Source organism: Streptomyces sp. NPDC028711 (assembly GCF_055565415.1).
Map to the genome: position 1 here is coordinate 314,210 of NZ_JBVHUJ010000005.1, position 22,882 is coordinate 337,091.

23 protein-coding genes are annotated in these 22,882 nt (G+C 72.4%); 12 read left to right on the plus strand and 11 right to left on the minus strand.

Annotated elements, in window-relative coordinates:
* Positions 1-214 precede the first annotated feature (214 nt).
* From ACZ4VK_RS19245 to ACZ4VK_RS19255, 3 genes are all read left to right on the plus strand, one after another.
* A complete protein-coding gene (locus ACZ4VK_RS19245; RefSeq protein WP_468353555.1) occupies positions 215-1,759 on the plus strand; it encodes an alanine/glycine:cation symporter family protein in 1,545 nt (514 codons plus the stop codon).
* Between the two features lie 232 nt (positions 1,760-1,991).
* Entirely contained in the window at positions 1,992-3,290 is a 1,299-nt protein-coding gene (nhaA, locus tag ACZ4VK_RS19250; protein ID WP_468353556.1) for a Na+/H+ antiporter NhaA, read from the plus strand.
* A gap of 28 nt (positions 3,291-3,318) precedes the next feature.
* Positions 3,319-3,807: a phosphatase domain-containing protein gene (locus ACZ4VK_RS19255; RefSeq protein ID WP_468353557.1), complete on the plus strand. Its 489-nt coding sequence runs from the start codon at positions 3,319-3,321 to the stop codon at positions 3,805-3,807.
* 78 nt (positions 3,808-3,885) lie between these two features.
* On the opposite strand, the gene ACZ4VK_RS19260 is transcribed toward ACZ4VK_RS19255, so the two are convergent.
* Positions 3,886-4,104: a dodecin gene (locus ACZ4VK_RS19260; protein WP_030215071.1), complete on the minus strand. Its 219-nt coding sequence runs from the start codon at positions 4,102-4,104 to the stop codon at positions 3,886-3,888.
* 275 nt (positions 4,105-4,379) lie between these two features.
* Between ACZ4VK_RS19260 and ACZ4VK_RS19265 the strand changes: the two genes are divergently transcribed.
* The 3 genes from ACZ4VK_RS19265 (at position 4,380) to ACZ4VK_RS19275 (ending at position 7,520) form a co-directional block, all read left to right on the plus strand.
* Positions 4,380-5,630, plus strand: a complete 1,251-nt coding sequence (locus tag ACZ4VK_RS19265) for an extracellular solute-binding protein (RefSeq protein ID WP_468353558.1) — start codon at positions 4,380-4,382, stop codon at positions 5,628-5,630.
* Between the two features lie 139 nt (positions 5,631-5,769).
* Positions 5,770-6,603, plus strand: a complete 834-nt coding sequence (locus ACZ4VK_RS19270; RefSeq protein ID WP_468353559.1) for a GNAT family N-acetyltransferase — start codon at positions 5,770-5,772, stop codon at positions 6,601-6,603.
* Positions 6,600-7,520 carry a lysophospholipid acyltransferase family protein gene (locus ACZ4VK_RS19275; RefSeq protein ID WP_468353560.1) on the plus strand — a complete coding sequence of 307 codons (921 nt, stop codon included), beginning with the start codon at positions 6,600-6,602 and terminating at the stop codon, positions 7,518-7,520. Before ACZ4VK_RS19270 ends, ACZ4VK_RS19275 begins: the two co-directional genes overlap by 4 nt.
* Here ACZ4VK_RS19275 and egtD read toward each other — a convergent pair.
* Genes egtD through egtA form a run of 4 tightly spaced genes read right to left on the minus strand, consistent with a single transcriptional unit; the run spans position 7,415 to position 11,710 of the window.
* A complete protein-coding gene (egtD, locus tag ACZ4VK_RS19280; RefSeq protein WP_468353561.1) occupies positions 7,415-8,380 on the minus strand; it encodes an L-histidine N(alpha)-methyltransferase in 966 nt (321 codons plus the stop codon). The genes ACZ4VK_RS19275 and egtD overlap by 106 nt on opposite strands.
* Positions 8,377-9,129, minus strand: a complete 753-nt coding sequence (egtC, locus tag ACZ4VK_RS19285) for an ergothioneine biosynthesis protein EgtC (protein ID WP_468353562.1) — start codon at positions 9,127-9,129, stop codon at positions 8,377-8,379. The genes egtD and egtC overlap by 4 nt, the downstream gene beginning before the upstream one ends.
* Positions 9,129-10,454, minus strand: a complete 1,326-nt coding sequence (gene egtB / locus ACZ4VK_RS19290; protein WP_468353563.1) for an ergothioneine biosynthesis protein EgtB — start codon at positions 10,452-10,454, stop codon at positions 9,129-9,131. The genes egtC and egtB overlap by 1 nt, the downstream gene beginning before the upstream one ends.
* Positions 10,451-11,710, minus strand: a complete 1,260-nt coding sequence (gene egtA / locus ACZ4VK_RS19295; RefSeq protein WP_468353564.1) for an ergothioneine biosynthesis glutamate--cysteine ligase EgtA — start codon at positions 11,708-11,710, stop codon at positions 10,451-10,453. The genes egtB and egtA overlap by 4 nt, the downstream gene beginning before the upstream one ends.
* A gap of 159 nt (positions 11,711-11,869) precedes the next feature.
* Between egtA and ACZ4VK_RS19300 the strand changes: the two genes are divergently transcribed.
* Positions 11,870-12,700 (plus strand): TIGR02452 family protein, encoded by an 831-nt coding sequence (locus ACZ4VK_RS19300; protein WP_468353565.1) that lies wholly within the window; start codon positions 11,870-11,872, stop codon positions 12,698-12,700.
* 77 nt (positions 12,701-12,777) lie between these two features.
* Positions 12,778-12,951, plus strand: a complete 174-nt coding sequence (locus ACZ4VK_RS19305) for a hypothetical protein (RefSeq protein WP_468353566.1) — start codon at positions 12,778-12,780, stop codon at positions 12,949-12,951.
* Between the two features lie 173 nt (positions 12,952-13,124).
* Here the strand turns inward: ACZ4VK_RS19305 and ACZ4VK_RS19310 are convergent, their stop codons facing one another.
* The 4 genes from ACZ4VK_RS19310 to ACZ4VK_RS19325 all read right to left on the minus strand — a co-directional run bounded on the left by ACZ4VK_RS19310 (position 13,125) and on the right by ACZ4VK_RS19325 (position 16,886).
* The gene (locus ACZ4VK_RS19310) at positions 13,125-14,534 is read right to left on the minus strand and encodes a flotillin family protein (RefSeq protein WP_468353567.1); all 1,410 of its coding nucleotides are present in this window, start codon (positions 14,532-14,534) and stop codon (positions 13,125-13,127) included.
* An 83-nt stretch (positions 14,535-14,617) separates the two neighbouring features.
* A complete protein-coding gene (locus ACZ4VK_RS19315; protein ID WP_468353666.1) occupies positions 14,618-14,821 on the minus strand; it encodes a hypothetical protein in 204 nt (67 codons plus the stop codon).
* A 41-nt stretch (positions 14,822-14,862) separates the two neighbouring features.
* Positions 14,863-15,570, minus strand: coding sequence for an alpha/beta fold hydrolase (locus ACZ4VK_RS19320; RefSeq protein ID WP_468353568.1), 708 nt, complete (start codon positions 15,568-15,570; stop codon positions 14,863-14,865).
* A gap of 44 nt (positions 15,571-15,614) precedes the next feature.
* On the minus strand, positions 15,615-16,886 hold the full coding sequence (locus ACZ4VK_RS19325; RefSeq protein ID WP_468353569.1) for an MFS transporter: 1,272 nt from the start codon (positions 16,884-16,886) through the stop codon (positions 15,615-15,617).
* A gap of 155 nt (positions 16,887-17,041) precedes the next feature.
* Between ACZ4VK_RS19325 and ACZ4VK_RS19330 the strand changes: the two genes are divergently transcribed.
* Positions 17,042-18,076: a LacI family DNA-binding transcriptional regulator gene (locus ACZ4VK_RS19330; RefSeq protein WP_468353570.1), complete on the plus strand. Its 1,035-nt coding sequence runs from the start codon at positions 17,042-17,044 to the stop codon at positions 18,074-18,076.
* 17 nt (positions 18,077-18,093) lie between these two features.
* Positions 18,094-18,363: a hypothetical protein gene (locus tag ACZ4VK_RS19335; RefSeq protein ID WP_468353571.1), complete on the plus strand. Its 270-nt coding sequence runs from the start codon at positions 18,094-18,096 to the stop codon at positions 18,361-18,363.
* Between the two features lie 262 nt (positions 18,364-18,625).
* Here the strand turns inward: ACZ4VK_RS19335 and trxA are convergent, their stop codons facing one another.
* Positions 18,626-18,991, minus strand: a complete 366-nt coding sequence (gene trxA, locus ACZ4VK_RS19340) for a thioredoxin (RefSeq protein WP_468353572.1) — start codon at positions 18,989-18,991, stop codon at positions 18,626-18,628.
* Between the two features lie 115 nt (positions 18,992-19,106).
* Here trxA and ACZ4VK_RS19345 point away from each other — a divergent pair, with 115 nt between their 5' ends.
* A complete protein-coding gene (locus ACZ4VK_RS19345) occupies positions 19,107-20,552 on the plus strand; it encodes a dihydrolipoyl dehydrogenase family protein (RefSeq protein WP_468353573.1) in 1,446 nt (481 codons plus the stop codon).
* A 7-nt stretch (positions 20,553-20,559) separates the two neighbouring features.
* Here ACZ4VK_RS19345 and ACZ4VK_RS19350 read toward each other — a convergent pair whose 3' ends face one another.
* On the minus strand, positions 20,560-21,204 hold the full coding sequence (locus ACZ4VK_RS19350; protein ID WP_468353574.1) for a TetR/AcrR family transcriptional regulator: 645 nt from the start codon (positions 21,202-21,204) through the stop codon (positions 20,560-20,562).
* Between the two features lie 182 nt (positions 21,205-21,386).
* On the opposite strand from ACZ4VK_RS19350, the gene ACZ4VK_RS19355 reads away from it, so the two are divergent.
* Positions 21,387-22,784, plus strand: a complete 1,398-nt coding sequence (locus tag ACZ4VK_RS19355) for a purine-cytosine permease family protein (RefSeq protein WP_468353575.1) — start codon at positions 21,387-21,389, stop codon at positions 22,782-22,784.
* The last annotated feature ends 98 nt before the right edge of the window (positions 22,785-22,882 follow it).

Here is a 22,882-nt window from a genome sequence, read left to right on the forward strand (position 1 = left end):
GTGATAGGAATGCGCAACTCCGCAGGTGGCACCACCCCTCGCCGTCCTGCGGAGCGCCGGTCACGTACCGGCAGCACGACCGAGACGATCACGCTCCGAGTCCACGGACATCGATCGCTCGGGTCGCCGACCGGACAACGGCGTTCGCTCAAAGACCGCACCCCCACTGGCGCTGCCTCCCGCGCGCCGGTCCTGCGCTTCCGAGGTCCCCACCGTGTCACTCGATTCCCTCACCCAGTCCGTCGACAAGGCGGTCAGCGGTTTCTTCGAGCCGATAGCCAAATGGCTCGGCGACGTCGTCTTCTACTCCGTGCCCGTGGGCGGCACCCAGCTGCCGCTGATCGTGGCCTGGCTGGTCGTCGCCGGTCTCGTCTTCACCGGCTGGTTCGGCTTCGTCCAGCTGCGCAAGTTCCGGCTCGCCGTGGACGTGGTGCGCGGCAAGTACGACGAGAAGGGGTCGGCCGGCGAGGTCAACCACTTCCAGGCGCTGACCGCAGCCGTCTCCGGCACGGTCGGACTCGGCAACATCGCGGGTGTGGCCGTCGCCGTCTCCATCGGCGGCCCGGGCGCCACGTTCTGGATGATCCTCTGCGGCCTGCTCGGCATGGCCACCAAGTTCGTCGAGGTCACCCTCGGTGTGAAGTACCGGACCGTGCACGCCGACGGAACCGTCTCCGGCGGCCCGATGCACTACCTGCCCAAGGGCCTGGCCGAGCGCTTCGGCAAGAACGGCAAGACCCTCGGCAAGGTCCTCGCGGTCCTCGCCTCCTTCATGATCCTGTTCTTCGGCCTCTTCGGCGGCAACCTCTTCCAGGTCAACCAGTCCTACGCCCAGCTCGTCTCCGTCACCGGCGGCGAGGACGGCGCCCTGGGCTCCTCGGCCGGCGCCCTGTTCTTCGGCATCCTGATCGCGGCGCTCGTCGGCATCGTGCTCCTCGGCGGCATCCGCTCCATCGCCTCCGTCACCAGCAGGCTCGTGCCCGCGATGGCCGGCATCTACATCGCCGCCTGCCTCGTCGTCATCGCCGTCAACGCGAGCGCCGTGCCCTCCGCGATCTCCACGATCTTCGAGGGCGCCTTCAACCCCGAAGGCGTCGCCGGTGGTGTCCTGGGCGCGCTGATCATCGGCTTCAAGCGGGCCGCGTTCTCCAACGAGGCCGGTCTGGGCTCCGCCCCGATCGCCCACTCCGCGGTGAAGACCAAGCACCCCGCGAGCGAGGGCCTGGTCGCCCTCCTCGAGCCGTTCATCGACACGGTCGTCATCTGCACCATGACCGCGCTGACCATCGTCATCGCCAACCCCGCCAGCTATGTCGAGCTCCGCAACGGCGGTGACTCCATCGGCGGCGTCACCATCACCTCCGACGCCTTCGGCACGGTCATGCCCTGGTTCCCGTACATCCTGACCGTCGCGGTCATGCTGTTCGCGATCTCCACGGTCCTGACCTGGGGCTACTACTGCATGAAGGCCTGGACCCACCTCTTCGGCCGCAGCAGGACCAGCGAGCTGACCTTCAAGGTCCTCTACACCGTCTTCGCGGTCGCGGGCTCCCTGCTCACGCTCCAGACGCTGATCGACATGGCCGACGCCGTGCTCTTCATGCTGGCCGTCATCAACATCATCGGCCTCTACCTCCTCGCCCCCGTCGTCAAGCGCGAGCTGAACACCTTCCTCGCCTTCGTCAAGAAGCGCGACGCCGGCCTCGACACCGACGGCGAGACCGACCCCGACCAGGAGCCGGTGAAGACCACCGTCTGACCGCCCCCCCCCGGCGGCCCGGCTCCCGAAGGGCCCTGTCCTCACCCCGCGCCTTGGTGAGGCCAGGGCCCTTCATCCCGTCACCACGACGGAGGGACGCCCTGGCGAGGCCTCCCGGCTCCCGATAGGGTGTGAAGAACGCGTCAGGATTGACGCTGGTGTGCCGGGAAGTCTGGTCGGCGTCCGAGGGGCAGTGTGCCCACCCGCCAACCCGCCCCGGAGGCTCACCCCCATGCCCGAGTCACGCCCCCGCAAGGTTGTTCTCGGCCTGCTGCCCTGGCCCGAACGCCAGGCCGTCGCCGACGCCCTGCGCACCGAGACCGTCGGCGGACTCGTCCTGCTCGCCGCCGCCGTCATCGCGCTCGCCTGGGCGAACAGTCCGTGGAGCGGAGCGTACGAGTCGATACGCGACTTCCACTTCGGTATCCCCGCCCTCGGCCTGGACCTCTCGGTCGCCCACTGGACCGCCGACGGTCTGCTCGCGGTCTTCTTCCTGGTCGCCGGCATCGAGCTGAAACGCGAGTTCGTCGTCGGCGAGCTGCGCACCCCCGCCACCGCCGCGCTGCCCGTCATCGCCGCCGTCTGCGGCATGGCCGTCCCCGCCGCCCTGTACGCGCTCACCGTCACGGTCGGCGGCGGGAGCCTGGAGGGCTGGGCCGTACCGATGGCCACGGACATCGCGTTCGCACTCGCGGTCCTCGCCGTCCTCAGCACCCATCTGCCCGCGGCCCTGCGCGCGTTCCTGCTGACCCTCGCCGTCGTCGACGACCTCGGCGCCATCCTCATCATCGCCGTCTTCTTCACCTCGGACCTCAACTTCTGGGCCCTCGGCGGCGCCTTCGCCGGACTCCTCGTCTTCTACGTCCTCCAGCGCCTGCGGGTGCGCGGCTGGTGGTGGTACGCGCCCCTCTCCATCGCGACCTGGGCGCTGATGTACAACTCCGGCGTCCACGCCACCGTCGCAGGCGTCGCCATGGGCCTGATCCTGCGCGCCACCCGCGACAAGGGCGAGAAGGCCTCCCCGGCCGCCCGCGTCTCCCACCTGCTCCACCCGGTCTCCGCGGGCGTCGCCGTCCCGCTGTTCGCCCTCTTCGCCGCCGGGGTCGGCGTCTCCGCCGGCGCGCTCGGCCACGTCTTCACCGACCCCGAACCCCTCGGCGTCGTCATCGGCCTCGTCGTCGGCAAGATCCTCGGCATCTTCCTCGGCACCTATCTGGCCGCGCGCTTCACCCGCGCCGAGCTCAACCCCGACCTCGCCTGGGCCGACGTCTTCGGCCTCGCCACCCTGGCCGGCATCGGATTCACCGTCGCCCTCCTCATCGGCGAACTCGCCTTCCCCGACCCGGCCACCGCCGAACACATCAAGGCCGCCGTCCTGGTGGGCTCCCTCATCGCCGCCGCACTCGCGGCCGTCCTCCTGCGCCGCCGCAACCGCGTCTACAAGCAGCTGTGGGAGGACGAGGAACGCGACGAGGACGCCGACGGCATCCCCGACATCTACCAGGCTGGCAGCACACGGCACTCCGGGTGAACGAAGGGCCGGCTCCTAGGCTGGGCCCGTGACAGCCGACAACCGGCCTCTGGCCGTCTTCGACCTCGACAACACGCTCGCCGCGACCGCCCATCGCCAGCACTTCCTGGAGCGGCGCCCGAAGGACTGGGACGCCTTCTTCGCGGCGGCGCCCGACGATCCGCCGCTCGACGAGGGGACCGCGCTGTGCCGCGAGGCGGCGGAGGAGTGCGACATCGTGTACCTCACCGGGCGGCCGGAGCGCTGCCGCCGGGACACCCTGGACTGGCTGGCCGGGCAGGGGCTTCCGGAGGGGCCGGTGCACATGCGCCGCAACCGCGACTTCCGGCCCGCCCGGGTGACCAAGGTGGAGATCCTGCGCCGGCTCGGCGCCGACCGGGTGATCAGGATGCTCGTCGACGACGACCCGCTGGTCTGCGACGCGGCGGAGACGGCCGGTTTCCGGGTCGTACGCGCCCGGTGGGCGACCCCGTCGCAGGCGCTGAGGGAGGCCCAGGAGAAGGAGGGCCGCACCTGATGCGTACGGCCCGGGGGGGCCTGACGGGCCGTACGTCGCCGTACGGCCGTACGTGGTCCGACAGGCCGTGGCGGACCGTCAGGCGGTCTCGTCCTCCAGGCGGAATCCGACCTTGAGGCCGACCTGGTAGTGCTCGATCGAACCGTCGACGATATGGCCGCGGACCTGCGTCACCTCGAACCAGTCGAGGCCCCGCAGCGTCTGCGAGGCGCGGTCGATGCCGTTGCGGATGGCCTCGTCGACGCCCTCGGTGGACGTGCCGACGATCTCGGTGACGCGGTACGTGTGATTCGACATGGGGGCCGAACTCCTCTCGGTGCGTTCCCTCCACGGTGCCCCAGGGCGCGGCGCGGCGCGACACGGCCACAGATGACCGACAACCGTGTACCGGCCGGTAGGGGAACGGAGGGGACGTCCGGGACGCGGGAACGGGATGGTCAAGGACTTGACCATCCCGTTGGTCCAGACCAGAATCCAGGCCACATACCCGCGCGAACACCCCGTTCGGTCCCCCCATGCCGGGTCAGCCCCCATGCGCACGACCCTGTGCTGAACCGCAGAAGGTGACCTACGTGAAGAACCGTCCTCTCGCCTGCCCCCTGGCAGTCGCCACCGCACTCGCCCTCGCCGGCTGCGGGATGCTGCCGGGCGGCGACGGCGGGACGAAGACCGTCCACATCTGGCTGATGCGGGAGAGCGCCAGCGAGGACTTCCTCAACCGTTTCACCGAGGCGTACGAGGAGGAGCACGACGGCGTCGAACTCCAGGTCACCGTCCAGGAGTGGACCGGCATCGGCAAGAAGGTCACCGAGGCGATCCAGGGCCCCGGCGGCCCCGACGTCATCGAGGTCGGGAACACCCAGGTCGCCCAGTACGCCGACACCGAGAAGCTCTACGACCTCACCCTGGAGTCGGTCCGCGACCTCGGCAGCGAGGACTGGCTGCCCGGTCTCGCCGAGCCCGGCAGGATCGGCGGCTCCCAGTACGGCATCCCCTGGTACGCGGCGAACCGGATCGTCATCTACAACAAGGACCTGTTCCGGGACGCCGGGATCGACAAGCCGCCCGCCACCCGCGCCGAGTGGCTCGCCGACACCGAGAAGCTCAACCGCGAGGGCTCGCAGGGCATCTACCTCGCCGGACAGGACTGGTACACCCTCGCCGGATTCATCTGGGACGAAGGCGGTGAACTCGCCACCGGCAAGGGCGGCGAGTGGACCGGCGCGCTCGACAGCCCGGCGGCCCGGCGCGGCATGGCCTTCTACAAGGACCTCCAGTCCCTCGGCTCAGGACCCAAGGACGCCGACGAGCAGAACCCGCCCCAGGCCGACGTCTTCGCCAAGGGGGACGTGGCCCAGCTCATCGCCTCGCCCAGCGCCGTCGCCGCCATCCTCAAGGCCAACCCGGGCCTCAAGGACAAGCTCGGCTACTTCCCGATACCCGGCGCCACGGCGGACAAGCCCTGTGCCGTCTTCACCGGCGGCTCCGACCTCATCATCCCGGAGAACGCGCCCCAGCGCGGGGCCGCCCTCGACGTCGTCAAGGCGCTGGCCGGCGAGAAGTGGCAGACCGAGCTCGCCCGCGCCATGGGGTACGTGCCCAACAAGAAGGGGCTCGCCTCCGTCGTCGCGGGCCAGGAGGCCACCGCCGTCATGGCCAGGGGCGCCGCGCGCGGCCGGGCCACCCCCAACTCCCCGCAGTGGGCGGACGTCGAGGCCGACAACCCCATCAAGCCGTACATGACCGCCGTCCTCCAGGGCGAGGACCCGCTGAAGGCGGCCAGGCGGGCCTCCAACGAGATCACGGAGACCCTCGCCGAATAGCATTTCAGCGCCTCCACACCCGCGAGCCCCCGGACGGTCACGTCGAATCCAGCCGGTCACGGAAGAAGTAAGGAGCCGGGCCACCGCTCACACGGCCCGGCACCGCCCCTTCCCCTTCCGTACGCCGGAGGAGCCCGACATGTCCGCACCGACCCCCACGCTCGCCGTCCCGGCCCAGCCGCAGGGCCCCGGCCGTCCGCCCGCCGCCGCCGAGCGGCCCGCCCCCCTCGCCGAGGAGCCCACCCCCCGGTACGCCGTCGGGCTCGCCCGCGACCAGGAGGACGTGCGCGCCGCCCAGCGGCTGCGCCACCAGGTGTTCGCCGGGGAGCTCGGCGCCCGGCTCGACGGCCCCGAGCCCGGCCTCGACACCGACGCCTTCGACGCGTACTGCGACCACCTCCTCGTACGGGAGGAGAGCACCGGCGAGATCGTCGGCACCTACCGCATCCTGCCGCCCGACCGGGCCGCCGTCGCGGGACGCCTCTACTCCGAGAGCGAGTTCGACCTCACCCGCCTCGCCCCCGTCCGGCACGACCTGGTGGAGGTCGGCCGCTCCTGCGTCCACCCCGCCCACCGCAACGGCGCCGTCATCGCCCTCATCTGGGCCGGCCTCGCCCGCTACATGACCCGCACCGGCCACAACTGGCTCGCCGGCTGCTGCTCCCTCCCGCTCGCCGACGGCGGCTCCCTCGCCGCCGCCACCTGGGACACCGTCAAGACCAAGCACCTCGCCCCCGAGGAGTACTGGGTCACCCCGCACAAGCTCTGGAGCCCCGACGGCATCACCCGCCCCGAGGGCCGCACCGAGCTCCCCCCGCTGCTCCGCGGCTACCTCCGGCTCGGGGCCTGGGTCTGCGGCGCCCCCGCGTACGACCCCGACTTCGGCGTCGCCGACCTCTACGTCCTGCTCTCGCTGCGCCGGACCGATCCGCGCTACCTCAAGCACTTCCTCGCGCTCGCCCCGGCACGGTGAACGGGACCACGGCCCTCTCGCCGTGGCTCCCCACGGCGCCCTGCACCCCGGGCCACTGCGCCGCCCACCCCGAACCCGCCCGTCCCGCCGACGAGGCCAGGGCCGGGGCCGTCCTCGCCTCGGTCCGCCTGGCCGCCGGTCTCGGCGCCGTTTTCCTCGGCGTCCTGCTCGCCCCGTTCACCGGCCTCCTCCCGGCTGCCGTCCGGCTCGCCCTCGTCCGGCGCTGGCTGCGGGCGGTCGTCCGCGCCTTCGGGGTACGCGTCCGGTACGAGGGAGCGCCCGCCGCCGGCCCGCTCCTCGTCGTCGCCAACCATGTCTCCTGGCTCGACATCCCGCTCATCGCGGCCGTCCTGCCGGGCAGGATGGTTGCCAAGGCGGAGGTGCGCCGCTGGCCCGTCCTCGGCACGGTCGCCGCGCTCGGCGGCACCCTCTTCATCGACCGGGACGGCCTCAGAGCCCTCCCCGGCACCGTGCGCACCATGGCCGGTGTGCTCGCGGACGGAGGCCGGGTGATCGTCTTCCCCGAGGGCTCCACCTGGTGCGGGCGGGCCGGCGGGCGCTTCCGGCCGGCCGCGTTCCAGGCCGCCCTGGACGCCGGATGCGCCGTACAGCCCGTACGGATCGACTACCGGCCCACCGGCGCCGCCGCCTATGTCGCGGACGACCCCCTCGGTTCCTCCCTGTGGCGGGTCGTCTCCACCCGCCGTCTCACCGCCGTCGTCCGGATGCCGGAGCCCCTTCCGGGCCTCCGGCATCCGGACCGCCGTACCCTCGCGGCGGCCGCTCAGCGAGCCGTCGCTCCGTCCGTCACTCAGCGAGCCGTCGCCAGTGACAGCGCGAACCTGTCCCCGCTGTCGGTCCACCAGCGCTCCAGGTCGAGGCCCGCCTCCGCGAGTTCCGCGCGGACACCCGCCTGACGGAACTTCGCCGACACCTCCGTCCGCATCTCCTCGCCCGCCGCGAAGGGCACCACGAGGTCCAGTTCCGGGATCTTCACGGTGAGCGCGCGGCGGGCCCGCAGCCGCATCTCGATCCACTCCCGCTCGCGGTCCCACACCGCCACGTGCTCGAACGCGTCCGGGTCGAAGTCCGCGCCGAGCTCCCGGTCGATCACGGACAGCACGTTCTTGTTGAACGCGGCCGTCACCCCGGCCGCGTCGTCGTAGGCGGCCACGAGCGTCGACTCGTCCTTCACCAGGTCCGTGCCGAGCAGCAGGGCGTCGCCCGGCGTGAGCATCGACCGCACCGAACGCAGGAAGGTCCGCCGCTCGCCCGGCAGCAGATTGCCGAGGGTGCCGCCGAGGAAGGCCACCAGACGCGGCCCCGGCATCCCCGGCAGCGCGAGCCCCCGGGTGAAGTCCGCGACGAGGGCGTGCACCCGCAGCTCCGGCCGCTCCGCGAGCAGCGACTCTGCCGCCCCGGTCAGCGCCGACTCGCTCACGTCCACGGGCACATAGCCCTCGAGACCGGGCAGCAGCGCGTCGATCAGGAACCGCGTCTTCTCGGAGGAACCGGAACCCAGCTCCACCAGGGTCCTGGCCCCGGTCGCCGCGGCGATCTCCGGGGCCCGCGCCTCCAGGATCTCCCGCTCGGCCCGCGTGGGGTAGTACTCGGGCAGCCGGGTGATCTCCTCGAAGAGTTCGCTGCCCCGGGCGTCGTAGAACCACTTCGGCGGCAGCTCCTTGGCGGAGCGGGTCAGCCCGTGCAGGACGTCGGCGCGCAGATCGGCACCGGTGGCGTCGGGGGCGAGGGTACGGGTCAGCTGGAACGGGCTCACGCGGAGGGCTCCTTGAGCGGGGTGAGGGTGACGTCGGCGCGGGTCGCGGTCAGGAGCGTGTGCTCCGGAACCTCCCGCCACCGGGGATCGTCGTCGTACGGTTCGGAGGCCACGACCACCCGGTCGTGACCCTTCAGGTACCAGAGGCCGTTCCCCCAGGTGGTCGCGGCGATCCGGACACCGTCGGTGAGCAGCAGGTTCAGCCGGGACGCGGGGGCCGCGGCGGCGGCCTCCCGCACCGTGTCGGCCAGGGCGGCCCCCGGCGCGTCACCGGCCCGCAGCCGGTGCAGCACGAGCGCCCAGAGCAGCGCCGAATCGGTGCGCGCCTCGATCCGGAGGAGTTCACCGGCCGGCAGCGCCCCGGCGAGCGCCGTGAGGGAGTCGGGCCAGCCCTCGACGGCGCCGTTGTGGCTGAACAGCCAGGGGCCCGCGGCGAACGGAGCCGCCGCGGCCTCTCCGTCGGCGCCCGGCCGGGTGGCCCCGCGGACCGCCGCGAGCAGCGCGCGGGAGCGCACCACCCGGGCGAGGTCCGCGAAGGACAGGTCGCCCCAGATGGGCGCCGCGCGCCGGTACCTGGCCGGCTCCGGATCCCCCTCGGCGTACCAGCCCACCCCGAAGCCGTCGGCGTTCACCACGCCGCTGCTCTGCGTACGGGGCTCCCAGGACTGGCGGAGCAGGGCGTGCGAGGGCCGGACGATCAGCTCGCCGAGCGCCACCGGTTCGCCCACGTAGGCGATGTGACGGCACATCAGTCCAGCTCCGCACTGCGCGCCGTACGGAATCCGGAGAAGATCTGGCGTCGCACCGGCAGGTCCCAGTTGCGGAAGGTGCCCCGGCAGGCGACGGGGTCCACGGCGAACGACCCGCCGCGCAGCACCTTGTGCTCCGGGCCGAAGAACACCTCCGAGTACTCCTTGTACGGAAAGGCCGTGAACCCCGGGTACGGCAGGAAGTCGCTCGCCGTCCACTCCCACACGTCCCCGATCAGCTGCCGTACGCCGAGCGGCGACGCGCCTTCCGGGTAGCTGCCCGCGGCCGCCGGCCGCAGGTGCCGCTGTCCGAGGTTGGCGTGCGCGGGCTCCGGGTCGGCGTCCCCCCACGGATAGCGGCGCGAGCGCCCGGAGACCGGGTCCCACCGGGCGGCCTTCTCCCACTCGGCCTCGGTCGGCAGCCGCCGCCCCGCCCAGCGCGCGTAGGCGTCCGCCTCGTACCAGCTCACGTGCAGGACGGGCTCCTCCTCGGGGACCGGCTCCGTCACGCCGAACCGGCGGCGCAGCCACTGCCCGCCGTCCCGGCGCCAGAACAGCGGCGCCACGATGCCGTGCTCCCTGATCTGCGCCCAGCCCTCGGGCCGCCACCAGCGCCGGTCCGTGTATCCGCCGTCGGCCATGAAGGACAGGTAGGCGCCGTTGGTGACCGGTGTGGTGTCGATGTGGAAGGCGGGCACCGGCCGGGCATGCGCCGGGCGTTCGTTGTCGAGCGCCCACGGCTCGTCCGATGTCCCCATCATGAACGGGCCGCCGGGCACGAGGACGTCGGGCGGCAGCGGGCCGTCCGTCCGGGGCGGCGGCGGGGGAGCGGTCAGGGCGGCCGGTCCCCTCCGCAGCTGATGGGTGATCAGCATCGTCTCGTCGTGCTGCTGTTCGTGCTGGGCGACCATGCCGAAGGCGAAGGCGGCGTCGAGCAGCGGCCGCCCCTCGAAGGAGGTGGTCTCCAGGACGTCGAGGACACGCAGCCTGACGTCCGCCGCGTAGGCGCGGGCCTCTCCCGGCGCGAGCAGCGGCAGCGAAGGACGGGTGGCGCGCGGATGCTCGAAGGCGTCGTAGACGGAGTCGATCTCGGGCCGCAGCGCCTCCCTGCCCGCCACCGCCCGCCACAGCCACTGCTCCTCCTGGTTGCCGATGTGCGCCAGATCCCACACCAGCGGGGACATCAACGGAGAGTGCTGGGCCAGGAGTTCACCGTCCTCGACACAGGAGGTGAGCAGCGCCGTCCGGGCCCGGGCGACGGTCAGGGCGTCCAGCGCCCGCCGGCGCAGGGCCTCCGGATCGAGCCCCGTCCCTGTCGTCGTCATGACGTCACCGCCTCGAAGTCGTCGGCCGGGCAGCTCCCGGGGATCACGTACCGCTCGTGGAAGGCGGCGACCGAGCGCCGTACCTCCTCACCCGCCCCGAGCCGGGGCAGCGCCTCCAGGGCGGCGGCGAAAACGGCGCGGGCGGCGGCGTGCAGCTCGGGATCGGTGAGCCCGTCGCGGGCCGCCGCGAGCCAGAGCGGATTGCGCGGGGCGGGAGCGTCACCGGCCCGCTCCGCGAGCGGCTTCACCGCCCGGTACACGGTCTCCGCCGCCTCCGGGTCGTCGAACACCGCCGTCGTCACGGCCACCGGCACCGTCCAGCCGTCCCGGCCGGGCTGCGCGTCGACCATCCGCAGCTCCAGATGACCGCGCGGCCGCACGGGCGGGAAGAGGGTCGTCATGTGATAGCGCAGGTCATCGGCGTCGGCCGGCCGGGGCAGACCCGTGCGCAGCCAGTCGCGGAACGTCAGCCCCTCCGGCATGACCCAGGGCCCCTCCTCGGTCCGTACGCACATCACCGGGGTGTCCAGGACGTGCGCCGCCCACTCCGCCCGCGGTTCACCGTCCGCCGGGGGCGCGAGCGCCCGCCGGGGGTCGAGGTCCGTCCACAGCGCCTGCCGCGTCGAGCGCCAGCCGGTGCGACGGCCGCCGTGCAGCGGGGAGTTGGCGAACGCGGCGACGAGCACGGCGCCCACGAGATGCGCGAGCCGCCACCTGCGGTGGTAGCCGAGCGGACCCGGCTCCTCGACGCCGGCGTCCAGACAGATCTGCACCGAGGCCGACTCGCACATCATCGCCCGTCCGGCCGGACCCGTCCGGTCGAGCACGGCCTCCATGGCGTCGTACCGCGGCTCGTGGAGCACCCGGCCGCGCGGCGCGTGCCACGGGTCCACCCCGTATCCGCTGAGGGTCAGACCGAGGGAGGCGAGCGCCGGCCGCACCGCCCGCAGATCGGCGGTGAGGGAGTCGAGACATTCCATGAGCGATCCGGCCGGGCGCGAGCTGAGCTCCAGCTGCCCGCCGGGTTCGAAGGTGAGGGACGACACCAGCGGCAGGGACCGCACGGTGTCGATGGCCGCCGCGAGCCTCGGCGGCCATACGGGAAGCCGGGGGTCACGCAGCTCGTGCACCAGCCACTCCAGCTCCACCCCCACGGTGCGGGGCGGGCCGGTCTTGAAGCAGATACATCGCAGCAGGTCCTCCGCCTCCCGCTCGGTGAGAGGGGGCCCGCCACGCGGTATGCCGCTCGACGACATCCGTACACCTCCTGGTCATCGGGACTGGTCCCGGAGAGTCGCTGTCTCCACCTAAAGCCACCGCCGAGCGGCGTGCAAGAGCGCCCCCGACGGGCCGGGCCTCTCCTGTTCCGGAAAATGTCGTTGTGGAGGCGGGGAGGAAACGATCATCCTGGCGGCATGAGTGCACGACTGCGCGCGATCGCGCGGCAGACCGAGGAGATCGTGGCCGCGGGCCGCTACCGCGCCCCTGACGGCCGGACCGTCTCCCTCACCGACGACCTGACCGCCGCCCTGGCCGGAACCCGCCTCCACGGCCCCGAGCCCGTCCCGGTCACCCCCGACACCGACCGCGCCCCCGTCATCGACGTCACCGGCGAGAGCAGCCTGGCCGCCGCCCGCAGGATGACCACGGCCGACCCGACCCGACCGGTGGCCGTCCTCAACTTCGCCTCCGCCCGCAACCCCGGCGGCGGCTACCTCAACGGCGCCCAGGCCCAGGAGGAGGCGCTCTGCCGCTCCTCCGCCCTCCACGCCACGCTCCTTCGCGCCCCCGCCTACTACGCCCACCACCGCGAGGAACGGGACGCCTTCTACACCGACCGGGTCATCCACTCGCCCCGGGTGCCCGTCTTCCGCGACGACCGGGGAACCCTCCTCGACGAGCCCTTCACCGTCGGCTTCCTCACCTCGCCCGCGCCCAACGCGGGAGTCGTCCGCCGCCGCACCCCCGAACTCGCCGACCGGCTGCCCGCCGCCCTCGCGAACCGGGCCGAGCGCGTCCTGGAGACGGCGGCCGCGGCGGGCTACCGGCGGCTCGTGCTCGGCGCCTGGGGCTGCGGGGTCTTCCAGAACGACCCGGAGCAGGTCGCGAGCGCGTTCAAGGCACTGCTCACCGGCGAGGGCCGCTTCGCCGGCCACTTCGAGGAGGCCGTCTTCGCGATCCTGGACCGCGCCTCCGGCACCCCGACGCTCGCTGCCTTCACCCGGGTCCTCGCGCATACGCCCTGACGTGCGGCTCTTCTGCCCGCGTGCCACGCTGAGGGGATACGGACCGGAGTCCGACACCCGTCACGGGAGGCACGATCGTGGGCAAGAAACAGACCCGGACGAACCGGGGAGCCCGTACAGGCGGCCATGAACACCGCGCCGAGGCGGCCGCGAAGGAGAAGTCCGCGCAGACTCCCACGAGAGAGACGCCCCCGACGTCCCTCGTCGAGCACACGTCCCACCGCAAGGAACGCAAGTTCGGCCACAACTGAGGCCGGGGCCGAGCGGAGCGCGGAACCGACGGGGGTACGCGGTGGGGCCCGCCGCGGGAACCGACGGGGGTACGCGGTGGGGCCCGCCGCCTTTCCCGGCAGCGGGCCCCTCTCCGTATCCCGGCCCGCTCCTTCACGGCAGCGGGCCCCTCTCCGTATCCGCCCCGGCGCCGCTACTTCCCGTCGCCGACCGGGATCTCCACGCTCTCCTCCGGCGCGCGGGGCGACGGCACCACGCCGAGGCGTTCCTGAGCGCCCGGGTTCATCGTGGTGAGCAGCTGACGTGCCAGTCCGAGCCCGGTCCCGCCCATGGTCAGCGCCTTGGCGAACACGTCCGCCATGCCGTCGGCGCCGTTCAGGAGCACCATCTGGTCCACGTTCCCGAACGCGGACGCGCCCGCGGAGACGATCTCCGGCCACTTCTCGGCCAGCTGCTGCGCGACCACGGCCTCCTGGTTCTCGGCGAGCGCCGCCGCACGCGCCTTGATCGCCTCCGCCTCCGCCAGACCCTTCGCCCGGGTCGCCTCGGCGATCGCGAGGCCCTTCGCGTGCTGCGCCGCCGCCTCGGCCTCACCCGTGAGCCGGGTCGCCGTGGCCCTGGCCGCGCTCGCCAGCTCCGTCTCCTTCGCCTCCGCCTCGGCCGCCGAGATCCGGGCGTCACGCTCGGCGGCGGCCAGCGTCCGGGTCTCGTACGCCAGCGCGTCGGCGGGCTTGCGGACCTCCGCCTGGAGCTGCTGCTCCTTGCGGTGTCCCGCCAGCTCGGCCACCCGGGTCTCCTGGACGACGACCTCCTGGAGGGAGGCCGCCTCGGCCAGCGGACCTGCCTGCCGGGCCCGCGCGGACGCCTGGTCCCGTTCGGCCTGGTAGCCCGCCTGGAGGATCTCGCTGTCGCGGGTCGCCTCCGACATGCGCGCCGCGGCCTGCTGCTCGGCCTCGGTGGCCCGCCGGTTCGCCTCGGCCTGCGCGATCCGCGCGTCCCGCTGGACGGCGGCCGCGTGCGGCGCGGCCAGGTTCTTGATGTATCCGGTCGGGTCCTCGATCTCGTGGATCTGCAGCGAGTCGACGATCAGACCGAGCTTCTCCATCTCCGTGCCGCAGGCCGAACGTGCCTGACCGGTCAGCTTCTCCCGGTCACGGATCATGTCCTCGACCGTCAACCCGCCGACGATGGCGCGGAGATGACCGGCGAAGACGATGTGCACCCGCTCGCTCATGAGCTTCTGCTGGTCGAGGAAGCGGCGCGCGGCGTTGGCGATCGACACGAAGTCGTCACCGACCTTGAAGATCACCACACCGCGGACCTTGAGCGGAATGCCCTGGTGGGTGACGCACTCGACGGACAACTGGGTCTCGTTGAGGTCGAGCGAGAGCTTCCGCACCGCCTGCACACCGGGCAGCACGAGCGTGCCGCGTCCGGTGACGATGCGGAACCCCATGCCCGCGCCGAGGCCCTCGTTCTTGTGGTTGGAACCGGAGATGATCAGCGCCTCGTTGGGTTCCGCGACGCGCCACATCATTTTGAACACAGCGATGAGAACGGCGAACGCGCCGACGACGACGCCCGCCAGAAGGCCGATGCCCATGGGTCAGGTCCCCCTTCACCGGATCCGACGCGGATCCGGTGAAGGGAGTGTGCGCCTGTGACGCGCGCCACTCAACGGTTCCGTCAACTGTCGTACGCGCCTGTGACATAGACGGTGCGCGGAGGGAGATGTTCCATGACCATCACGACCGTTCCGACCTCGATCCGCTCCTTCGGGGTGGCCGGATGGGCGAGGAAGTGCTCGGCACCGCCCCGGATCCGGACGATCACCTCACCGACGAGACCGGGCCCGACGGTCCCGGTCACCCGGCCGAGCAGTCCCACCATCGAGGAGTCCATCGACGCGTCGTCCATTCCTGAACGGTACGTCAGATCCAGCCGTCGAGCGCGGACATGAACCCGTCGAAGTCGTCCCGGTGGATGGTGTGGCCCGACTTCTCCACCGTACGCACGGTGAATCCGCGGCCCGCCAGCATCCGGGCGTCGTCGGGGGAGATCAGCATGCTCGGGTCGGCGAGGGTGACCAGGGAGGGGACGGTGGCGCGGGCCGGCCAGAGGTCGGCCCCCACGAAGTCCGCCAGGCCGTACGCCGATCGCTCGTCCCAGAGCCGTACCGACGCCATCTCCGTGTCGAGGTCCTCGTCCGCCCAGTGCGGGTTGAAACCGCGGATCTGCTCCCGGGTCATCGACTTGCCCCGGACGAAGAGCTCGGGCCGGTAGCCGTCGGGGCCCGCCCCGAGATGCCAGGCGGGGTCGGAGTAGACCGCGCGCGTCGGCTTGAGCCGTTCCAGGGCATGGGTCAGGACGAGCCCGCCGAGCGAGTGCCCCACGGCCAACTCGGCACCTGCCGGAAGGGTTTCGACGAGGTCCTCGGCGTAGTCCTCCGGCCGGTACTGCCCGGGTCCCGCCGCCCGCCCGCTCAGGCCGTGCCCGCGCAGGTCCACCGCGACCACCCGGTAGCCGCGCAGGGCGAGCGCCGGTCCGACCCGCCGCCAGGTGCGGTGGTCGGACATGATGCCGTGGACGAGCAGGGCGATCCGGTCCCCGGATCCCCAGGTGGTCGTGTGCAGAAGCACGGTGCGCGGCCTTTCTCGACGGTGCTCCGCGGACGCCGACGGGGTCAGCGCACGCTGCGGATGGGGCGCACGGCGAGCGCGCCGAGTACCGACAGTACGGCGGCGATCAAGAACAGCGCCGTGTACCCGCCACTCAGTGAGACGACGAGCGAGGCCACGAAGGGGGCGACGATCTGCGGGCCCGCGTTGGCGATGTTGAGGACCCCCATGTCACGGGCGGCGTCCTCCGCCTTCGGCAGCACCATGGTCACCAGGGCGGTGTCCACGGCCATGTAGCAGCCGAAGCCGAGGCCGTTGACGACGGAGAAGGCCAGCATCGCCGTCCAGCTCGTCGAGACGGCGGGGATGAGCAGCGCCACGGCGGCCAGCGCGGCCGATGCGCCCACGAAGAGCTTGCGCCGGTCGAACCGGTCCGAGAGCCAGCCGCCGAGCACGGTGGAGACCACCATGGCGACCGCGGTGAGCGGCGCGAGGACCGCCACGGCCTTCTCGGCGCTCAGCCCGGCGGGCAGATCCGTGTGGTCCTTGAGGATGTACAGCTGGAACCCGGCCACCGCGAAGTAGCCGAGGACCAGGAGGGCGCGGCCGATGAACGCCCAGCGGAAGTCATGGTCCTTGAGCGCGCTGCCGAAGGCGGCGAGTTGCGCCTTCACCGGCAGCGGAGCCCTGGCCGGCATGCGCTGCTCGCGGGCGCAGGCCGTGAAGAGCACGGCGGTGGCCGCGACGACCGCGCCGAAGACGAGGTAGCCGGTGCGGTAGTCCTCGGAGAAGGCCGCGCCGACGAGGGCGCCGATCGTCGAGCCGACGGGCAGCCCGAGGCCGACGGCGGCCGAGGCCCTGCCCCGGGCGGCGAGGGGCACCCGGTCGGGCACGACGGAGGTCAGGGCCGCCTGGTAGACGTTCATGACGGCCTGCCCCAGGCACCAGGCGATGGTGACGAGCAGGATGGTGTGGACGCTGCCGAGGAGCAGCATCACGGGCAGGGCGAGGAGTCCACCGGCGAGGATCCACGGGTTGCGGCGGCCCGAGCGGTCGGAGAGGGCGCCGGCGACGGGGTTGAAGACGGTGGCGAAGATCGCGGATATGCCCGATACCAGGCCGAAGTTCGCCACCTTGTCGGCCGGGTCGATGTCCTCGATCTGGAGGGCGAGGAGCAGTCCGGGGACGCCGACGTACAGGGCGTACATCGCGGTGTTCCCGGCGAGGAGCAGCGCGAGCAGGCCACGGGTCGGCGGGGCGGCCGCGAGGGGGCGGGCCGCACCGGTGCCGGGCGGTTCGACTTCCGACGAGCCGGTGCCGGGGGAGGAAAGGGCCACGGTGCCCTCCTGGGGAGATCGCCCGACGAAGGGGCGAGAGGCGGATCGAGCAAGGGGGTTACACGTGTCAGTGACACGTGTGGGCACTGTGTAGCATTCGATTCCGGCCATCCGCCAGACCCCGTGCCGGATCGTTCTGGAAAGATGCCGAGGCGATGAGCCAGCCAACCGAACAGTCCCCCGAGCGCCCCGCCGCGCGCGCGGTCCCGACCAGCGCCGATGTCGCCCGTCTGGCGGGCGTCTCCCGGGCGACCGTCTCGTACGTCCTCAACAACACCTCGGCCGTCCGCATCAGCGAGCCCACCCGTCGCCGGGTGCGCGAAGCGGCCGAGGAACTGGGGTACGTGCCGCACGCCGCCGCCCGCAGCCTGCGCGCCGGCCACAGCAGGATGGTGCTGCTTCCGACCTCCCACGTCCCCGTCGGACCGCTGTACAGCCAGTTCTTCAACGAGTTCCAGTGGGCGCTGCGGCGGCTCGACTACACGGTGGTCCAGTACGGCAGCGTCGGTCTTGAGGCCGGGGAGGCCGCCCGCGCCTGGGCCGAGCTCCGGCCGGTCGCGGTGGTCTCGCTCGGTGAGATCCAGCTGACCCGGCAGGGCGTCGAGATCCTCAAGCGCTCCGGAGCGCGGGCCGTCATCACCCTCGGCACCGAGGGCGTCGAGGGCACCCATGCCCTCGTCATGGACCAGGGACGGGTCGGCGAGGTCGCCACCGCGCACCTCCTGGAGACCGGCCGGCGCAGGATCGGCGTCGTCATGCCCGAGGAGCCGGGACTCTCCATGTTCTCCGGCCCCCGCCTCGAAGGCGCCCGGCGCGCCGTCGAGGGCACGGACGCCACCGTCGTACCCCTGCCGCTGCGGTACGAGGAGGAGTCGGCGAACGCGCTCGCCGGGCGCTGGCGCGAGCTGGGGCTCGACGGCGTCTTCGCCTACAACGACGAGTACGCGATGCTCCTGATGCGGGCGCTCCAGGACGCGGGCGTCGCCGTGCCCACGGAGACCGCCGTCATCGGCGCCGACGACCTGCTCCTCGGCCGGCTGCTGCGGCCCCGGCTCAGCACCGTCAGCATCGACATGGTGCTCGGACGCGAGCTGGCCGAGCTCGTCGACCGGGCCGTACGGGAACCGGACGCGCCGCCCCTCACCCGCGCCCTGCTGGCCTCGCGGGTCGTCCGGCGGGAGTCCAGCTGAACGCTTAGCGTCGGTTCATGAGCACAGTTCCGAAGCGTTTCGAGATCCTGCTTGTGCCCTCGCACGTTGAGGACCGGGGCGACGCCTCCGTCATGGACAGCGCCATCCGCTCGGCCGTCGTCGAGGCGACCGGACGGCACGGCGAGTCGGGCTACCCGATCTACGAAGGGCACGGCGTCAGGGCCGACATCGACCCGGAGACGCGGACGGTCGAGGCACTGCTCGTCGACGGCCGCGAGCTCGACTACGGCCTGACCGCCCTCGTACGCCCCCCGGCACGCGACTGACCTGCGGATCTTCAGGTTCGACGAGGCCTTCGCGACCGTTCCCTCGACCGTCCCGCCGAACGGCCGGAACATGGCCGGAACTCGACCCCGAGATCATGCATCCACGCGGCGGGCGGTCGTCACCGACCGAGTATCCCTGCCGAGCCCACGGCCCACGGCGCTCGGCGCCCGTCCCGCCCCGGAGCGGCTGAGACCGGCACACGACACCACGAGGGGGTACGGGAGAACCTCCCGTACCCCCTCGCGGGTCACTTCCGGCCGGTCACTTCGCCTTGGTGTCCTCGATGGACTTGCGGACCTCGTCCATGTCCAGGTTGCGCGCCTGCCCGATGACGTCCTCGAGGGCGGTCTCAGGCAGCGCGCCGGGCTGCGCGAAAACGGCCACGTTGTCGCGCACGATCATCAGCGTCGGGATCGAGCGGATCTCGAACGCGGCGGCCAGCTCCTGCTGCGCCTCGGTGTCCACCTTGGCGAAGACCAGGTCCTGGTGACGCTCCGACGCCGCCTCGAAGACCGGCCCGAACTGACGGCAGGGACCGCACCAGGAAGCCCAGAAATCGATCAGGACGAATTCGTTGCCGCTCACGATCTCGTCGAAGTTGTCCTTGGTGAGCTCTACGGTGCTCATGTTCCTACCTTTCGGGGTCTCCTGGCGGGTGTCCTCACGGTCCCCTGGGGACTCGCCCGGCACAACGGCGTATCGAGCCGCGCTATTCCGGACCGCTGCCGCCAGACTGGGACCCATGACACGAACGGTGGAAGACGAGCACGCGTACGACGTGGTGGTGCTCGGTGCGGGCCCGGTGGGGGAGAACGTCGTCGACCGGGTGCGGGCCGCGGGCCTCAGCGCCGCGATCGTCGAGAGCGAGCTGATCGGCGGCGAGTGCTCGTACTGGGCCTGCATGCCCAGCAAGGCGCTGCTGCGCCCCGCTCTCGCCCGCTCCGACGCCCGAAAGGTCGCGGGACTGCGCGAGTCGGTCTACGGCCCGCTGGACGCCCTGGAGGTCTTCGCCCACCGGGACGAGGTCGTCGGCCACTGGAAGGACGAGGGCCAGGTGGACTGGCTGGACTCCATCGGCGTACGGGTCTACCGGGGCCACGGGCGTCTCCTCGGCCCCCGCCGGGTCGGGGTCACGGGCCCCGAGGGCGAGCACCATGTGCTCGCCGCCCGGCACGCGGTCGCCGTCTGCACGGGCAGCCGAGCGGTCCTCCCGGAACTGCCCGGCCTCGCCGGGGCCCGGCCCTGGACCAGCCGTGAGGCGACCAGCGGGGACCGGGTGCCCGAGCGGCTCGTCGTCGTCGGCGGGGGAGTGGTGGGCGTGGAGATGGCCACCGCCTGGCAGGCCCTCGGCGCGAAGGTGACGATGCTCGTACGGGGCGGGGGCCTGCTGCCCCGCATGGAGCCCTTCGTCGGCGAGCACGTGGCCAAGGCACTCACCACGCGCGGCGCGGACATCCGTACCGGCGTCACGGTCACCGCGGTGGTGCGCGACGGGGGTACGGGACCGGTCACCGTGGTCCTGGAGGGCGGCGACCACGTCGACGGCGACGAGGTCCTCTTCGCGACCGGCAGGGCTCCGCGCACCGAGGACATCGGCCTGGAGAAGGTCGGACTCGAGCCGGGCTCCTGGCTCGACGTCGACGACAGCCTCAAGGTCACCGGCAGCGACTGGCTGTACGCCGTCGGAGACGTCAACCACCGGGCGCTCCTGACCCATCAGGGCAAGTACCAGGCCCGGATCGCCGGCGCCGCCATCGCCGCCCGCGCGTCGCGGGGCACCGAGCCCCTCGACGACGGGAGCTGGGGCGCGCACGCGGCGACCGCCGACCACGCCGCCGTACCGCAGGTGGTGTTCAGCGACCCCGAGGCGGCGGCCGTCGGCCTCAGCCTCGCCGAGGCCGAGCGGGCGGGGCACCGGGTGCGGGCCGTGGACCTCGACATGGCGCAGGTCGCCGGAGCCGGGCTCTACGCCCAGGGCTACCGGGGACACGCCCGGATGGTCGTCGACCTCGACCGCGAGGTCGTCCTCGGCGCCTCCTTCGTCGGACCGGGCATCGGCGAACTCGTCCACTCGGCTACGGTCGCCGTCGTCGGCGAGGTCCCGATCGCCCGTCTGTGGCACGCCGTTCCCTCGTACCCGACGCTGAGCGAGGCGTGGCTGCGACTCCTGGAGGCCTACCGGGGCTGATGTCCCGTCAACCTGCTTGTTTTGAACCGGCGTTGTCGACGCCGGACGCGTACGGAGCGACGAGCGCCCGGGCGGCCGAGCGGGCCGCCTCAAGAGCGGGCCGAGGATCGCGGCCCGACTCCTGGCCGAGTACGACCCGGGTGCTCAACCCGTCGAGCAGGGCCAGGAGTTCGGAGGCACGGGCGCCCGCGTCGAGCGGCGCGAACCGCCGCCGCGCGACGCCCGCCGTGAGCAGCGCCTCCAGGTCCTCCTGCCAGCCCCGGTCGAGTTCCTCCTGGGCCTCGCGGAGCGCGCCGTTGCCGGGGGTGCGGGCCCAGAGCTCGATCCAGAGGGTCCAGCGCGGATCGCGCGGGCCGCGCGGCAGATAGAGCCGCAGAAAACGGTCGAGCTTGCGCTCGGCCGTGATCCGCCGGGAGAGCAGTGCGCGGCGCTCCTCGGCGAGCGCGGCCTCGCTCCACCGCAGGGCGGCGAGCAGCAGCAGGTCCTTGCTGCCGAAGTAGTACAGGATGTGGCCGCCGCTCGTGCCGAGCCGCTCGGCGAGCGCCGACATGGTGAGGGAGGAGAGGCCGTCCTCGGCGATCGCCGCCATGGCCTCCTCCAGCATCCGCTCCTGGGTGACGTGTCCGTCCCGCCGTCGTGCCGCCCCTGCCACCGCCGCTGCCCCGTCCTGCCGTTCCGCCGTCGTGCGCGCTGTCCGTACGGGCGTGCTGCCTGTACGGGGTCGACCCTAACCGCAACCTTCGCGGGTCTTGACGTGGCCCGAACTCATCGCACATCTTGAATGCCGTTCTAAGACTTAGAACGGCATTCAAGAACCCACGACAGGAGTGCGGTGTGCTCGGACATGAGACGGCGCCCGTGACCAGGGGCCGGGACGAGGTGTTCCAGGTCGAGGAGCACGGGATCGACCCCATCCCCGACGCCGAACGGCACGGAAGCGCCAAGGACGTCTTCTGGCTCTGGTTCGGCTCGAACCTCACCTTCACGTACGTCATCAACGGCGCCCTCGCCGTCGCCTTCGGGCTCTCCTTCTGGCAGGCCACCACCGTCGTCGTGCTCGGCGGCCTCTCCTTCCTCGCCATCGGCGCGGCGGGACTCAGCGGCGTGCGCACCGGCACCGCCACCCTCGTCATCTCCCGCGCGGCCTTCGGCCCGCGCGGCAACTGGCCCGCCGGGCTGCTCAACTGGATCGTCAGCATCGGCTACACCATCGTCAACACCGTGGTGGGCACCCTCGCCCTCGAAGCCTTCTTCGCCGACCTCGGCTGGAACGGCGGCCACACCTCCCGCGCCCTCGCCCTCGGAGTCACCCTCGCGCTGACCTTCGCCGTCGCCCTCTGGGGCCACGCCACCGTCCAGTTCGCCGAACGCTGGATGGCGTACGTCCTCGCCGCCGGCTTCGCCGCCCTGCTCGTCCTCGTGCTGCCGGGCGCCGACACCTCCGCCCCCGCCGCCGCGCCCGGCGCCTCCGCCTGGAGCCTCGCCTTCGTCGTCATGCTCGCGGGCCCCTTCTCGTACCTCCCGATGCCCGCCGACTACACCCGCTATCTGCCCCGCACCACGTCCCTCAAGGCCGTCACCTGGAGCGGAGCCCTCGGCGGCTTCGTCTCCTCCGTCGCCCTGGGCGTCGCCGGCGTGGCCGCCGCGACCCAGACCGACATGACGGACGCCGTCGCGGGCACGGAGAGCCTGCTCCCCGGCTGGTTCCAGCCGCTCTTCCTCGCCCTGGTCCTCGGCGGCTCCGTCACCAACTCGATCATCACGCTCTACTCGTCGAGCCTGAACCTCCAGGTCCTCGGCATCCCCTGGAGCCGGGCCCGCGCCATCCTCATCAGCGCCGCCGTGACCGCCGCCGGATCCCTCGGCGCCCTCTTCCTCACGGACTTCACCACCTCGCTCCTCTCCTTCCTCTCCCTCCTGATCATCGTCTTCGCCCCCTGGGGAGGGGTCTTCCTCGCCGACATGGTGCTCCGACGCTGCACCTACGACTCCGCCGGGCTGCACGCGCGGACAGGCGGCGCGTACGGGTACCGCGCGGGCTGGCACCCGGCCGGCCTGACCGCGCTCCTCGCCGGCCTCGTCTTCTCGGCGCTCACCTGCGACTCCGAGCTCTGGACCGGCCCACTCGTCGCCCCACTCGGCGGCGCGGACCTCACGGTGCTGGGGGCGGGGGTCTCGGCCCTGGTGTACGTGGCGCTGGCACGCGGGCGGGTGACTCCGATACGGGGGTGAGGCGGCGGGAGGGCCGCGCTTTCGCCGCTGGGCCTGAGGCCTCGGGGACGGGCCCTGTGTGCGGCGCAAGCCCTGTGCCCGGCGCATGCCCTGCCTCC